Below are 13014 nucleotides of genomic sequence, written 5' to 3' on the forward strand. Positions count from 1 at the left end.
TCACCTGCCTCCGCCTTGCCGTGTGCTCCAGGGATAGGGGAACGACTGGAGGTCGGTGTCGAGCCGTTCGGGTGTGCGGGGAATCCAGGACGCCTTCAGTCGGCGCACGGTCTCCCGGGGAAGCGGCGGATTGACCTTCGTGACATCCGGCTTCGCGGTCGATTGCGTCGCCCAGGCGAGGGCGATGCGCGGTGCGAGCTCCCGCCACCGCTGCCGGTCGATGTCGTGGAACATCATGGCTCTCAGGTAGGCGTGCCATGTGTGGTAACCGCGTGGTGGGTCGCCGTTCATGGTGTGCGCCTGCTTGCGGCGAGGATCGTAGAGCACGCCCTGTCCGAACCAGGAGAACGCCGAGACGAGGCGGGGGCTGCGCGGGTGGTAGAACGCGTCGAAGACGCCCAGCTGGATGCGGGACACCACCTCAAGAGGCTGCTTGATGGGGGCTGCGAAGGCGGTGAAGTTGCCTGGGTAGGCGTTGGTCTTCACCATCTCCAGCCAGATGTCGGCGATGCTGCCTTTTCCGACCTGGTCGATGTAGGAGTAGATGGCCGCGTAGGCGTCCTTGAGCTCCGGAGGCTGGCTCACAAGGGTGATCTCGTCGAACTGGTACCAGAGCTCGTTGGCCCGGCGATCGCCGTGCATGCCGGGAACGGGCGGGAATTGCCGGCGGCCTCCGCCGTCGGCGGCGAGGGCGCGCGGAGCGTTGAGGAGGCCGGCCGTTCCGAGGGCCGCGGCGGCGGTGATGCCGAGAGTGCTCTGGAGGATCTGCCGTCGTCCAGGGTCAGAAGACGTCATGGTCAACCTTCCTGTCAGCCGTTCCGTTCAGGTCATTTCGCACGTCGTAACGCTGGATCCAGGACACGTCCTCGACGAGCGACCGCACGGCTCCATTCGAGTCGCGGTGCTCTGCCGGGGTCAGGCGCTGCGAGCCGCCGTCGCGGGAGGCTGCTTGGACTCGGGCCGCGTGAGGACGGCGGATCGACTCGTAGCGGCTCAGAGCGGCAGTGATCTGCCGGTGCCTCTCGCTCCCCGGATGCGCGTGGGTTCCGAGATAGGCGCCGTCTCCCGGATGAGTGGTGAAGGCTCTGGACAAGCAGTGAGCGAGCACGACCGCGTCCTCCAGGGCCTGGCTGGCGCCTTGGCCGTGGTGGGGAAGCATGGGATGAGCCGCATCACCCAGCAGGGTGACCCGGCCGGACCCCCAGCTCGGCAGGGGCGCCCGGTCGTAGAGCACCCAGCACCCGACCTCGCCGGCGGCGGCGAGGATCTTCCTGGCCTCGGGCGCCCAGTCGGCGAACGCCGCCCTGACCTCTTCCGGATGAACCGTGTGACTCCACGACTCGCCCCGGCGACCGGGAGCCGCGACGATCGCCACGAACGTCAGGAACCGTCCCCCTCGCACCGGGTAGCCGAGCAGCCGGGACGCAGGTCCAGGCCAGATCAGGATCGTGTCGCACGGCAGTCCGTCCAGGCCGCTGGTCGGGACGAGGCCGCGATATGCGCTCGTTCCCGAGAACACGGGTGTTTCCGGCCCGGCGACCGCCCGGCGGACCACCGAGTGGACGCCGTCCGCGCCCACCAACACATCCGCGTGTGCGGTCTCGCCGCCGGCGAAGGTGAGACGCACCCCGCCGTCTCCGCGCCCGCCATCGGCCTCGTGGTGGAAGCCGGTGACCTGGTGGTTCAGGTGCAGCCGTCCAGGCGGGAGCTGCTCAGCGAGAAGGCGATGCAGGTCCCTTCGATGAACGGTGTAGAAGGGCGCGCCGAAGTGTTCTTCCCAGGCATCGCCCATCGGCTGCCGGGAGAGCGTTCGTCCGCTGTTCCAGTCACGCACCTCCAGAGCGGCCGGTCGGACGGCGGCTTCCGCGAGCGGCTCTGAGAGGCCCCAGCTCTGCAGGATCCGGCTGCCGTTGGAGCCCAGATGAAGACCGACGCCGACTTCGCCGAGCTCCGGTGCCTGCTCGTATATGTCGGCTCTTACACCTTTACGAGCCAGCGCCAGTGCCGCGGCGAGACCGCCGAGTCCGGCGCCGACTATCGCCACCCTGGGGGTATGCATTGTCAGATCTCCCACGTCATGGTGTAAATGAGTCCAATCTAGAACTGAGCGCTTTCACTCCGCTTTCACAAGCACTATTAGGAGGTCAGAGGGGTTCTGAAAGGCGAATGTAAGCAGAGTGAAAGCGGTCGCGCATTAGCGTTTGGCTCAGTTCGGGTTCCGAGGCGTTCGGATCCCGGAGACGAGTCATCGAGGACGGGAAGGAGGCACCGCTATGGAGACGGTCTACACGCCCCCCACGCTGGCCGAGGTCGGAGACTTCGCCGAGGTCACCCTGCGCCAGGGCACCTGGGGCTGGGACGACTACGACCAGTGCTGGATCCTTTGCTGAGCACCGCAGATGACCCCGTGATCTGATCGCGGGGTCGCCGGTCACATCAGCGAGCCGCGCCGGCGCCGTGAAGGCGGTGCCGGCGCGGTGCCAGCGCGGTGCCAGCGCGGTGCCAGCGCGGTGCCGGCCCTTCTCTCGTGGAGCGCGGTCTCTTTGTGGTGCGGTACTCATGCCGCCGGACTGATACGGGATGCGTCGTGGAATTTTTTGTGCTGCCGGACAACGAGGCCGCGGGACCCGTCGTCTCATCCGCGTCCGATGAACGATCTCGATTGCAGGTCATTTCACACGCGTCCGGACGCCCCTGGGTCGTCGGCCGATGGCCGCGGGACGAATTCTCCTTCGTCGCGGCCGGGCAGCGGCGGCTTCTTGTTTTCGGATGCTTCTCCGCGTCCTACGAGATGCTCGAATCCGCATTGAAAAGAATGGACGACCTGAGCGATGTGGACCGGCTGGCCCGCTCCCTGGCCGGCAGCTTTCATCTGGTCGTCGCCATCGACGGATGGGTACGGGCACAGGGCAGCCACTCGACGGCCTGCCAGATCTTCCACACCAGGGTCGGATCGCTGGCTGTGGCGGCCAACCGGCCCGACAGCCTGGCTCGGCTCACCGGGGCCGGTATGGCGGAGGACGTGCTCGCCATCCACATGCTGGCGCCCTCCGCGCCCTATCCGCTGAACGAACGCAGCGTGTGGCAAGGAGTCGAGGCACTGCCCCTCGGTCACTACCTGGAACTGGCGCCGGGCGGCCAGGGCCGTCCGGTCCGCTGGTGGCGGCCGCCCTCACCGGACGTCCCACTGGAGGAAGGCGCCGATCGGGTGCGTGAAGCGCTTGAACAGGCTGTGGGGGCTCGTCTGGTCAGGGGCGGAACGGTCAGCGCAGACCTGTCGGGCGGTCTGGACTCCACCAGCATCTGCTTCCTCGCAGCACCTCGGGCGGAGTCCTTCATGACGATCCATCGGGAGTCCGGGGACACCGGCAACGACGACCGGCTCTGGGCCGACCGGGCCGTAGCGGCCATGCCCCGCGCCGAGCACATCGTTCTGCCCGCGCAAGGGGTACCGCCGATGTTCGCCGGCCTGAGCGGTCCTGACTCCGATGCGGAGGCTCCGTTCAGCAGACTGCACGTACGGGAGAAGATCCGGCATACCGCCCGGGTCATCTCCGACGGCGGCTCCAGCGTGCACATGACCGGCGACGGTGGTGACGAACTGTTCTTCGCCAGTCCGGCTTTCATCCACACGCTCGCGCGCAGGAGACCGCTCAAAGCGGCCCGGAAGATGCGTGTCGACCGTGCCATCTTCCGTTGGAAGCTCGGCGCCACCGTGCGCGAGATGCTGGACAACCGTTCCTATGGAACGTGGCTGGCGGAGTGTGCACGGTCGCTCACCGATCCGCTTCCCAAACCGTTCGAGAGTCCGGAGATCGGCTGGGACGCGTCGGTGCGGATGCCCACCTGGGCGGCACCCGCGGCCGTTGACGCCGTGCGCCGGATGGTGGCTGCGGCGTCCGGCTCCGAGCCGATGTCGCCGCTGCGAAGCGAGCACACCGCGCTTCGGGGCGTGCGCAAGGGGGGCGAGGTCATACGGCGCACCGGCCGCGTCACCTCGTTGTACGGGATCAGCTGGCAGGCACCGTTCCTCGACGATCGGGTCATTGACGCGGCCCTGTCGATCCGGATCGAGGATCGAGCCGGGAGCGGCGGCTACAAGCCCGCGCTCATCCGGGTGATGCGCGGTGCCGTCCCCGAGGAGATCCTCCACCGCGAGACGAAGGCCGAGTTCAGCCAGAGCGCGTACGCCGGACTTCGGAAGAACCGCGGCGAGCTGCTCGATCTGTGCGACGACATGAGGCTGGCCGAACTCGGGCTGATCGACGCTGACGCCTTCCGCGCGGCCGTGCTCGGCCTCTACCCGAACTCTCAGGGCATCCTCTTCCTCCTGCGCACCCTGTCGTGCGAGATGTGGCTCAGGTCCCTTCCCGGAGGAAAGCCGTCCCCCGAAGGAAAGCCGATCACCGAAGGAACCCCGATCATCGAAGGAGCGCCATGAGACTCGGCCTCTCCCCCCACGTCTCCATGACCGAGACGGAGCACGGCATGGTCCTCCTCGACGAGAAGACCGGCCGTTACTGGCAGACCAACGCCACCGGCGCCGCGGTCGTGCGGCTCCTCGCCGGAGGCGCGACCGTCGAGGAGGCGACCGAGGCGCTGGCACACCGGTACCCGTCGGCCGCCGACCGGGTGGCGGCCGACGTCGACACCCTCGTTCGATCACTGAAGGAGACCGGGATGGTGGCGTCATGACCATGCCTGTCGGCCTGGAGCCGTCAGTGCGCCTGTCGTGGCGCCGGCGGATCGCCGCCCGGTTCGCCGTCGCCTCGGCGAGTGTCCTGATGCGCCTGCCTCCTCGCCGGCTCCGGCAGGTGCTGGGCGTCCTGAGCCGTCGCGCGGCTCCCGCCACCAAGGACCAGGCCCTCGCCGCCCGCAACGCCGTGGTCAGCGTGAGCGTCCGCTGCGCGGGACAGGGCTGTCTGCAGCGATCGGTGGCGACGGTGCTGCTGTGCAGGCTCGGAGGCACGTGGCCCGACTGGTGCACAGGCGTGCTCACCGACCCGTTCCGGGCGCACGCATGGGTGGAGGCGGAGGGAATCCCGGTCGGCGAGGGAACAGGGATGCCGCCGTTCAGGAAGCTCATCACCGTCTCGGTTCGCCGCTGACCGCCGGACCGCAAGGAGTCGCTTCAATGAAGGACTACGTTCTGCTGGGTGCACAATGGTCGCTGGCCACCGTCTTCGCCCTGGCTGTGATCACCAAGGTGCGCAGTGCGGCGGGCTTCCGTGCTTACCGGACCACCGTGCGGACGTTGACCAAACTCTCCGAACGGACCGCGCTCGGCGTCGCGGTGGGAGTGCTGGCGTGCGAAGCGGGCGCCGTTCTCCTGCTCGCCCTGCCCGTCATGCCGTTGGCGGGCTTGCTCTTGGCCGCCGGCCTGCTTCTGGTCTTCATGGGTGCGGTCTTCCGTGCCGTACGGAAGGGTGTCTTCGCCGAGTGCGGTTGCTTCGGAGACCGAAGTTCGGTCCTGAGCTATCCCCTTCTCGTGCGGAACGCGCTGTTGCTGATGGTCGCGATGATGGGACTGGCTCTGGAGTCGTCGGCCGCGTCAGGGGACGTGGAGGCACTGCCCGCAGGGATCGCCGTGGCCGTCGGCCTCGCCTTGGGGACCGGCTTCGTCCGTTACTACGACGTCCTGGTCACCAAGGTCCTCATGAGGGTGGATCCCACGGCCGGCGGAGGAGCGGCGTCAGCCGGGGCACGGGCGGCGGACGCCAAATGAACCCGGCGGGCGGCGGCGAACCAATGATCGTGGCGCGGGGGATCGGCAAGCGCTACGGCTCGGTCACCGCGCTCGACGGCGTCGACCTCGATGTTCACCAGGGCTCCGTGCACGGCCTGCTCGGCCACAACGGCGCGGGGAAGACGACCTTGGTGAGGATCCTCACGGCGCAGACCAGACCGAGCGCCGGGCGGGCGACGGTGTCGGGCTTCGACGTGGTCGACCAGCCGGAACGGCTCCGTCGGAAGATCGGCTTGACCGGGCAGTTCGCCAGCGTCGATGAACAGCTGTCCGGCAGGGACAACCTGATCCTGATCGCCCGGCTGCTGGGGGCGGGCCGCCGCCAGGCCCGCGCACGCGCCGACGAACTGCTGGAGTCGTTCGGTCTGGTGGACGCGGCGGGCCGCCTCGCCCGGACGTTCTCAGGAGGCATGCGGCGGCGGCTCGACCTCGCGGCGAGCCTGGTGGGCCGTCCCGCCGTGGTGTTCTTGGACGAACCCACCACGGGCCTGGATCCGGCAGCCAGGTTGAACGTCTGGCAGATCGTGCGTGACCTCGTGCGGGACGGCGCGACGGTTCTGCTGACCTCGCAGTATCTGGACGAGATCGATCGGCTTTCAGAATCACTCACCGTGCTGTCGGACGGCCGGATCCTCGCCGCGGGCTCGCCGATGGAGCTCAAACACCAGGTGGGGAGGCGTACGGCCGTGGTGCGGTTCGAGGCCGTCGCAGATCTCAAGGTGGCCGGCCCGGTGTTGTCCGGGAGCGGCCTGCGTCCCGCGCTCGACGAGGCGCGTACTTCCGTGACCGTTCCGGTGGAGACCTCCCGCGACATCGCGACGATCGTGCGCGCGCTCGACGACGCCGGTCTTGAGCTGAGCGAGTTGCAGGTGGCTGAGCCGACCCTGGACGAGGTCTATCTCTCCTTGATGTCCGCGGCGGCACAGTCGGCCGGGTCAGAACGAGCGGAGGCGGTTAAATGACCATCGCCGGAGGGACGATCGGCGGCGGCCCGCGGGCGGCTGACGCCGGGACCTGGGAGGGAAGCGGTGTCGCGACCCAGATATGGGTACTGGCACTGAGGTCCCTGCGTGCTCTGGTGCTCGATCCGCGGATCCTGGTGAGCAGCCTTCTGGCGCCGTTCCTCATGTTGCTGGTGTTCAGCCAGATATTCGCGGGCATCGCGAACACCCCGCAGTTTCCCGCCGGGGTGGGCTACACCGATTTCCTCGTACCGGCGATCATGGTGAACACCGCGATGCAGTCGGCCATGCAGACCGGCATCGGGCTGACCCAGGAGACGCAGAACGGGATCATCGCAAGGCTCCGTTCCCTGCCGATCTGGCCGGGATCCATCTTGGTGGGGCGCAGCATCGCCGAACTGATCCGGAGCCTGCTCAGGCTGGTCGTCCTGCTGGCGTCGGCGCTCCTCATCTTCGGATTCCGCCCGGCGGGCGGAGCCGGGGGAGTCCTCGCCGGAATCGGGCTCGCCGCCCTCCTGGGCTGGGGACTTGGATGGATCTTCATCGCCCTCACCTGCTGGCTGCGTGAGGTGGAACTGATCCAGAACGTCTCGGGCATCCTGCTGTTTCCGCTGATGTTCGCGTCCAACGCCTTCGTCCCGGTGGAGGCTCTGCCCCGATGGCTTCAGGTCGTCGCGGTGATCAACCCGATGACGCACGGCATCGACGCGGTGCGGGACCTCACCCACAGGGGGGACGCGGGGGGAAGCGCCGCGGTCGCGGTGGCCACCGCCCTGGCGGTCGCGGTCGTCGCCGGATTCACCGCCGTGAAGGGTCTCGAACGCGACAGCTGAAACGCCGAGATCCGGAACCGCAGAGTTCCCTGCGGCCCGATCTGGTTGCCATACGGCCCGATCTGGCCAGCTCCCTTGCCAATCTGTCAGGCGTCAAGCAGCCTTTTGGCACTGAATAACCATGAGTCTGGAGGACTGTCAAGGAGACCATCAACGCGTCCGGGGCCTGGCCTGAGGACGGCGGCGGCGCCCAGGCCCTGCCCGGGACGCGATGGGTCCCTGACGGCGTCACCTGTGGGCATCGGATCGCGTGCAGCTCCCGTTCTTCTAGCGGTCCGCTCTTCATCGAGCAGACGATGCCATCCGCGCTGGGAAACCACACATGTTGCATATCGTTTTCACCACCGAGGACCTCGCCAAGATCCGTATGGCAGCCGAGCCCGATTACCTGTGGGAGGTCGCCAACAGTGTGCAGACCTTACGCCGCCGCGATGGTGTGCGCATGTTCCGAGAGTGGCGACGGTGGGCCCGGTCGCGGATTCCCAAGACATTGACGCGACTGGCACCGCTGTTGCCCCCACAGGGTTACTCGCCTGACTTCCTCACGCCGGCGTCGCCTGATCCCGCAGTACCCGATGTGGCGCTCAACGCCTTGCTCAGCACTCCCCGAACACGGTTGCGGACGGACCTGGCGAGGCTTGCCGAGTCGCAGCGGCGGCTTCCCCGCTGGACCGGCCGGCTGGCCGAAGGGGATCTCGACACCCTCCGGCAGCTGGAGGAGTCCATTCGCCTCTATCACGCCAGGGTGCTCGCGCCGATCTGGCCACGCGTACAGTCGCATGTCTACGCCGACCGGATCATCAGGATGCGGAGCTTCTTAGAGGAGGGAGTGGACGGGCTGCTTTCCGGACTGGGTCCCCAAATCCAGTGGAGCCGCCCAGTGCTGGAAGTCGACTACCCCTTCGACCAAGTCCTGCATCTGGAAGGCCGGGGAATCACCCTTCAGCCGTCCTATTTCTGTTGGCCGACGCCGGTGAAACTCGCGGATCCCCAGCTGCCGCCGGTGCTGGTCTACCCGGTCGAACGCGACGACATCCTCTCCCCATCGCCCCCCGCACTCACCTCCACCCAGCAGGCCGACCCGGTCGGAGCGCTCATCGGGCGCACCCGCGCCGGCGTGCTGCGTGCCGCCGCCACTGGCAGCTCGACCGGCGAGCTCGCCCGCCTTCTGGACATTTCTCCTTCAGCGGTGAGCCAGCACGCCGCGATCCTGCGCGAAAACGGCCTGCTGCAGACGTTCCGCAAGGGTGGACGCACAATGCACACGCTCACGGCACACGGACGTGCTTTCCTGCAGGACACAGAACGAGTCGTTCATTTGTAATGCCGATCTTGGCCGGGCTCACCGGCGGAGAGTCCTGGCACCCTGCCTGACGAGGGGGTTTAAGCTCTGACTGTCGATGCTTGAAAGTCCTTGATGAAACGACGCAAACTGAGATCATCTGTTCGAGTACGTTTGATCGTGTCCGAAATCTGCCCCTCGCCATTCAGATCCGGTGCCACCGCTCGATGCCAGGCTGCAGCGACCCCGGGCGCCGAGGCGGACATGGTCAAGCGCGTCTTTGCCCGGCCATTCCACCGGCCGGACAGAAATTGTTCATTCACCAGAGGTGAGCATATATGAATCGGGAGATGGAGTTTCGCGTTCTGGGAAAATTGGAGGTGATGGCACGAGGCCGGCGGATCAAGATTCCCAGGGGTAACCAGCGCTCCCTGCTCGCCTCGTTGGTGCTCAATGCGAACAAGGACGTTCCGGTCGATGACCTGGTGGAGTACCTATGGTGCGAGAGGACTCCGCGCAGGCCCCGGAGTGCCCTGCACACCTGTGTCACCAGGCTGCGGAACACCTTCGACGCCTATGGCGTGTCGCTGTGCGACACGCTGCACACGACATCGGTCGGCTACATGCTTGAGGCTGATCCGGCCAGCGTCGACCTTCTTCGGTTCAGGGCGTTCATCGTGAAGGCGGAGGCCGCAGCGGACCAAGGTGACACCATGTCGGAGTTCACCTGGCTGGCCAAAGCCCTTTCGCAGTGGCGCGGGCCGGCTCTGCTAGATGTGCAGTCAGACTTACTGCACCGTGACCTGGTGCCGAGGCTGACCGAGGAATGTGGCAATGCCCTGGAGCGCCGCTTCGAAATCGCAATTTCCCTCGGACGTCATGGGGACGTCGTCGGAGAACTGCGCACCCTGACGCACCGGCATAGATTCCGTGAGGGATTCTGGCGGCTGTTGATGACGGCGCTGTACCGGTCAGGCCGCCAAGCCGAGGCGCTGGAAGCCTACGGAGAGATAAGCGCCCAGCTGAATGACGAGCTCGGGATCGATCCAAGTCATGAACTGCAGGACCTGCGGATGACGATTCTGCGCAACGAGACCGTCTGAAAAAGGAGGTGAACGGCTACTGCACGTCGTGGTCGCCGCCGCCTGCGGGCACCTCGTTCAGCAGGGTGCGGGCCGCGTCGGAGATCTGCTGCTCGGTGAGCGGTCCGATCCAGATGTCGAGAGTGTGCTCGCCTCCGTTCTCGGCCGGTGAGGCCGCGCGGGCGAGCAGGTGGTCGCCGTCGAGGGCGAGGTCCAGCCGGTAGCGGTCGGTGTGCACCATCGGGCATGGCCCGGCGCCTGGATTCAGCAGGACGTTGGCGAGAACGCGGACGCTCTCATGGTGGACGGGCGCGGTCAGGAGGCCGGTGATGGTGATCTGCCAGGCGCCGTCGTCTCCGAGCCGTTGCACGAGCAGGGTCTGGCGGGCTCGGAACGAGACGATGGTCTGCGGGACGGCCGGCGCCGGCGGTGGCGTCTCCGGCGGCGTGGTCTCCAGGCGTTCGAGCAGGGCCCGTGCTGACGTCGCGAGGCGTTCCTCGTCGGGAACGGGACCGGAGAGCGGCAGCAGGGACCAGCCCGTGTGGTTCTGGTAGAGCGCCTGGCCCCTGGGGCCGACCCCGGCGAAGTCCTGCTGGCTGTCGTACCAGGCGAAGAGGGTCAGTTCGACCGGGCCGTCCGCGGTGTCGAAGCCGGCACCGGCTTCGACCCGCGCATAACCGTCGTTGGACAGTTCGACGTCCCAGTCGCCTCCGCGGGTCCGCACGGCGGCCAGGATCCCTTCCGCGAACGTGCGCAGGGCCTCGGCGGTGGTGATGTCGCGCTCATAGAGCGCGTCGTACAGCCACTGCCGCCGCCCGGCATGCCAATGGACGGTGAAGGGGACCAGATCCCCCAGCCCGGTGCGCAGCCCCTCGAACTCGGCGACGAGTTCGGCCGCTTGCAGATCCTCATGGCCGATCATGGCGGCAGGCTAGCGATCCGCTCTCCACCGGGTGTTGTCGGGGGTCGGAGACTGTACCGGCATATGCTGGCACGGTTGAGATCCTGTCGATCCCCGGCGTCACGGTCGTGGAACGAGGTGACTTACCGCCGGCGTTCCGGGTGATGCGGCCCGGCGTCGATGTCGACGCCGGGCCCGACTCCGCACCGCGACGGGACATCGCGGTGCGGAGGCTCACCACGTGGTTGCCCTCGGCCTGCTGGTGATCACATCTTCTTGAGCAGGTCCCGCATCGTGCTGATCTCGGCGGTCTGCGAGGTGATGATGGAGCCCGCCATGGTCTTGGCGGCGGGGAACTGCCCGGAGGACTGTTCCTTCTTGGCCATGGTGACGGCGCCCTGGTGATGCTTGATCATCATTTCCAGGAAGGCCTTGTCGTAGGCCATGCCGGACAGCTTGTTGAGCTTGGCCATGTCCTTGGCGGACATCATCCCTTCCGCTCCGCCGTGACCGCCGTGGTCCATGCTCGCCCCCGGGGACGGCACGTTGGCGCCCCAGCTGGTGAGCCACTCGGTCATCTGCTTGATCTCCGGGCCCTGGGCCTTTTCGATGTCGGCGGCCAGTTTCTTGACCTCCGGCATGGAGGCCTTGGTCTTGGCCGGCTTCGCCATTTCCAGCGCCTGCTGGTGATGCGGGATCATCATCTGGGCGAACATGACGTCCTGGTCGTTGTGCTGTCCCGCCTGCTGACCGGTGGTCGGCGTCGCGCTGGTGGACATCGAGTGGCCCGGCTTGGAGCCGCCGGATTCCTTGTCGTCTCCTCCGCATGCGGCGAGCGCCAAGGCAAGGACAGGCGTGATGATGAGCGGGATCGTGCGCTTCATGGTGGAACCTTCCGTGTTGTGGGAGATGACGGGGGGAACGCGGACGCCACAAGGCGCCGCGTGGTCGCCGTCACAGCCGCAACACGGCCGATCGGAATGCCGGCGGAGGGGGTGAGCGGCCCGCGTCCGGAGGCCGCGGCCGCACGTTGCTCCGCGGAATGAGGACCACAGGCCTCCATGCTCGCCACGCGGCTCGGAGGAGCACGGCGAAGGAGGCCAGCACCAGCAGGGCCAAGCAGATCTCGCCACCCGGGTGATGCTCCGGGGCATGGGCGCCGCCGCTCTGCGTCCCGCCGTCGTGGGCCCCGCCGTGGTCGGAGCCGCCCAGGTCGGAGCCGCGGTGCCCGGAGCCGCCGTGTCCGGCGGGAACCTGCTCGACGCCGATGGCCGGCATGCCTGAGGTGTCCCCGGGGCTGTTGGACGCTTGGAGGCCGTGCATGGCCATCACGCCACAGATCACGGCAAGCGCGAGGAGCAACCTCGATGAGCCGCCGAGCCGTCCTGAGATCGGCGTCGGAGCGGGCGCCCCTCGCATGGATCTACTCGCCCTTCCAGAGACATCAGCATGTACCGGGATCAACTAACTATAGAGCTTAGTAGATCAAGGTTCGGCTCTTTTGAGGTAGGTGGTAGCTGGCGTGCCAGATTTTTACTGCACCACTTAGTAGTGCTCAGGGTGGCGTCAGGAGCGACTGGACCGTGGCGGTGACCACGCGGCCGGCTTCGTCCGCCTTCAGACGGTCGCCGCGTGTCTCTTCCGCGGCGGTGACCAGGACCGAGTGGATGACGCTGACGAGCCAGCTCATCGGAAGATCGGTGCGGAACGCTCCTTCGTCCTGGCCGCGGCGGATCAGGGCTTCGACGCGCTCAGCGGGGGCGCCATGGAGTTCGAGGACGCGTCCTGGCGGCAACGTGCCCTGAGCTGCGGTCAGCAACGCCGTGGACTCGGCCGTGAGTGACCAGCTGGAGGCGAGCAGCCTGGAGAGCGCCGCCTGTGCGTTCCCGCCGAGGTCGACGGCGGACAGGACCTTCTCGCCTTCGTTGAGGGCGTCGACCAGGGCGGCTTCGATCAGCTCCGCGCGTGTCCGGAAGTGGCCGTAGAGCGTCATCCGTCCGACGCCGGCGGTCTTGGCGATGTCGTCGGTGCTCGCGTTCGGATCGCCGCTCAGGCACTTGCGAGCTGCGGAGACGATGCGGGCGATGTTGCGTTCGGCGTCGGCGCGCCGCCGCGGGCCAGGAGAGGCGGTAGGCATGCTCCGATCTTAACTCGTACGGGAATATACGTGTTACGCTCGCCGCTAGAAGTCGTATATGCACATACGAG

At 67.3% G+C, this 13014-nt stretch carries 15 protein-coding genes; 9 read left to right on the forward strand and 6 right to left on the reverse strand.

Features of this window, described 5'->3' with window-relative positions; all coding sequences use genetic code 11:
* Positions 1 to 795 carry a hypothetical protein gene (locus tag F8566_RS01785; RefSeq protein ID WP_151557253.1) on the reverse strand — a complete coding sequence of 265 codons (795 nt, stop codon included), beginning with the start codon at positions 793 to 795 and terminating at the stop codon, positions 1 to 3.
* The gene (locus F8566_RS01790; RefSeq protein ID WP_151557255.1) at positions 782 to 2059 is read right to left on the reverse strand and encodes an FAD-dependent monooxygenase; all 1278 of its coding nucleotides are present in this window, start codon (positions 2057 to 2059) and stop codon (positions 782 to 784) included. Before F8566_RS01790 ends, F8566_RS01785 begins: the two co-directional genes overlap by 14 nt.
* Before the next feature lie 214 nt (positions 2060 to 2273).
* On the opposite strand from F8566_RS01790, the gene F8566_RS01795 reads away from it, so the two are divergent.
* The 9 genes from F8566_RS01795 to F8566_RS01835 all read left to right on the forward strand — a co-directional run bounded on the left by F8566_RS01795 (position 2274) and on the right by F8566_RS01835 (position 9926).
* A complete protein-coding gene (locus F8566_RS01795) occupies positions 2274 to 2390 on the forward strand; it encodes a lasso RiPP family leader peptide-containing protein (RefSeq protein ID WP_151557257.1) in 117 nt (38 codons plus the stop codon).
* A 425-nt stretch (positions 2391 to 2815) separates the two neighbouring features.
* A complete protein-coding gene (locus F8566_RS01800; RefSeq protein ID WP_192809459.1) occupies positions 2816 to 4441 on the forward strand; it encodes an asparagine synthase-related protein in 1626 nt (541 codons plus the stop codon).
* Complete coding sequence (locus F8566_RS01805) at positions 4438 to 4695, forward strand: lasso peptide biosynthesis PqqD family chaperone (protein WP_151557261.1); 258 nt, start codon at positions 4438 to 4440, stop codon at positions 4693 to 4695. Before F8566_RS01800 ends, F8566_RS01805 begins: the two co-directional genes overlap by 4 nt.
* Positions 4692 to 5108: a lasso peptide biosynthesis B2 protein gene (locus F8566_RS01810; RefSeq protein ID WP_151557263.1), complete on the forward strand. Its 417-nt coding sequence runs from the start codon at positions 4692 to 4694 to the stop codon at positions 5106 to 5108. Before F8566_RS01805 ends, F8566_RS01810 begins: the two co-directional genes overlap by 4 nt.
* A 26-nt stretch (positions 5109 to 5134) precedes the next feature.
* Entirely contained in the window at positions 5135 to 5725 is a 591-nt protein-coding gene (locus tag F8566_RS01815) for a MauE/DoxX family redox-associated membrane protein (RefSeq protein WP_151557265.1), read from the forward strand.
* On the forward strand, positions 5722 to 6708 hold the full coding sequence (locus F8566_RS01820) for an ATP-binding cassette domain-containing protein (RefSeq protein WP_225992763.1): 987 nt from the start codon (positions 5722 to 5724) through the stop codon (positions 6706 to 6708). The genes F8566_RS01815 and F8566_RS01820 overlap by 4 nt, the downstream gene beginning before the upstream one ends.
* Positions 6705 to 7541 (forward strand): ABC transporter permease, encoded by an 837-nt coding sequence (locus F8566_RS01825; protein WP_151557267.1) that lies wholly within the window; start codon positions 6705 to 6707, stop codon positions 7539 to 7541. The genes F8566_RS01820 and F8566_RS01825 overlap by 4 nt, the downstream gene beginning before the upstream one ends.
* Positions 7542 to 7863: 322 nt before the next feature.
* The gene (locus tag F8566_RS01830; protein WP_151557269.1) at positions 7864 to 8865 is read left to right on the forward strand and encodes an ArsR/SmtB family transcription factor; all 1002 of its coding nucleotides are present in this window, start codon (positions 7864 to 7866) and stop codon (positions 8863 to 8865) included.
* 296 nt (positions 8866 to 9161) lie between these two features.
* Positions 9162 to 9926, forward strand: a complete 765-nt coding sequence (locus tag F8566_RS01835) for an AfsR/SARP family transcriptional regulator (RefSeq protein WP_151557271.1) — start codon at positions 9162 to 9164, stop codon at positions 9924 to 9926.
* Between the two features lie 16 nt (positions 9927 to 9942).
* Here the strand turns inward: F8566_RS01835 and F8566_RS01840 are convergent, their stop codons facing one another.
* From F8566_RS01840 to F8566_RS01850, 4 genes are all read right to left on the reverse strand, one after another.
* Complete coding sequence (locus tag F8566_RS01840) at positions 9943 to 10827, reverse strand: hypothetical protein (RefSeq protein WP_151557273.1); 885 nt, start codon at positions 10825 to 10827, stop codon at positions 9943 to 9945.
* A 245-nt stretch (positions 10828 to 11072) separates the two neighbouring features.
* The gene (locus tag F8566_RS01845) at positions 11073 to 11690 is read right to left on the reverse strand and encodes a DUF305 domain-containing protein (RefSeq protein WP_151557275.1); all 618 of its coding nucleotides are present in this window, start codon (positions 11688 to 11690) and stop codon (positions 11073 to 11075) included.
* A gap of 70 nt (positions 11691 to 11760) precedes the next feature.
* The gene (locus F8566_RS52795; RefSeq protein WP_225992764.1) at positions 11761 to 12225 is read right to left on the reverse strand and encodes a DUF6153 family protein; all 465 of its coding nucleotides are present in this window, start codon (positions 12223 to 12225) and stop codon (positions 11761 to 11763) included.
* A gap of 136 nt (positions 12226 to 12361) precedes the next feature.
* Positions 12362 to 12943 carry a TetR/AcrR family transcriptional regulator gene (locus tag F8566_RS01850; protein WP_151557276.1) on the reverse strand — a complete coding sequence of 194 codons (582 nt, stop codon included), beginning with the start codon at positions 12941 to 12943 and terminating at the stop codon, positions 12362 to 12364.
* Between the last annotated feature and the right edge of the window lie 71 nt (positions 12944 to 13014).

The organism is Actinomadura rudentiformis (assembly GCF_008923185.1).
GTDB classification, from domain to species: domain Bacteria; phylum Actinomycetota; class Actinomycetes; order Streptosporangiales; family Streptosporangiaceae; genus Spirillospora; species Spirillospora rudentiformis.

Coding starts and splice junctions, on each gene's coding strand:
- F8566_RS01845 (WP_151557275.1), bottom strand. CDS start 11,690: ATGAAGCGCACGATCCCGCTCATCATCACGCCTGTCCTTGCCTTGGCG.
- F8566_RS01810 (WP_151557263.1), top strand. CDS start 4,692: ATGACCATGCCTGTCGGCCTGGAGCCGTCAGTGCGCCTGTCGTGGCGC.
- F8566_RS01790 (WP_151557255.1), bottom strand. CDS start 2,059: ATGCATACCCCCAGGGTGGCGATAGTCGGCGCCGGACTCGGCGGTCTC.
- F8566_RS01795 (WP_151557257.1), top strand. CDS start 2,274: ATGGAGACGGTCTACACGCCCCCCACGCTGGCCGAGGTCGGAGACTTC.
- F8566_RS01805 (WP_151557261.1), top strand. CDS start 4,438: ATGAGACTCGGCCTCTCCCCCCACGTCTCCATGACCGAGACGGAGCAC.
- F8566_RS01830 (WP_151557269.1), top strand. CDS start 7,864: ATGTTGCATATCGTTTTCACCACCGAGGACCTCGCCAAGATCCGTATG.
- F8566_RS01785 (WP_151557253.1), bottom strand. CDS start 795: ATGACGTCTTCTGACCCTGGACGACGGCAGATCCTCCAGAGCACTCTC.
- F8566_RS52795 (WP_225992764.1), bottom strand. CDS start 12,225: ATGCGAGGGGCGCCCGCTCCGACGCCGATCTCAGGACGGCTCGGCGGC.
- F8566_RS01820 (WP_225992763.1), top strand. CDS start 5,722: ATGAACCCGGCGGGCGGCGGCGAACCAATGATCGTGGCGCGGGGGATC.
- F8566_RS01835 (WP_151557271.1), top strand. CDS start 9,162: ATGAATCGGGAGATGGAGTTTCGCGTTCTGGGAAAATTGGAGGTGATG.
- F8566_RS01840 (WP_151557273.1), bottom strand. CDS start 10,827: ATGATCGGCCATGAGGATCTGCAAGCGGCCGAACTCGTCGCCGAGTTC.
- F8566_RS01825 (WP_151557267.1), top strand. CDS start 6,705: ATGACCATCGCCGGAGGGACGATCGGCGGCGGCCCGCGGGCGGCTGAC.
- F8566_RS01800 (WP_192809459.1), top strand. CDS start 2,816: ATGGACGACCTGAGCGATGTGGACCGGCTGGCCCGCTCCCTGGCCGGC.
- F8566_RS01850 (WP_151557276.1), bottom strand. CDS start 12,943: ATGCCTACCGCCTCTCCTGGCCCGCGGCGGCGCGCCGACGCCGAACGC.
- F8566_RS01815 (WP_151557265.1), top strand. CDS start 5,135: ATGAAGGACTACGTTCTGCTGGGTGCACAATGGTCGCTGGCCACCGTC.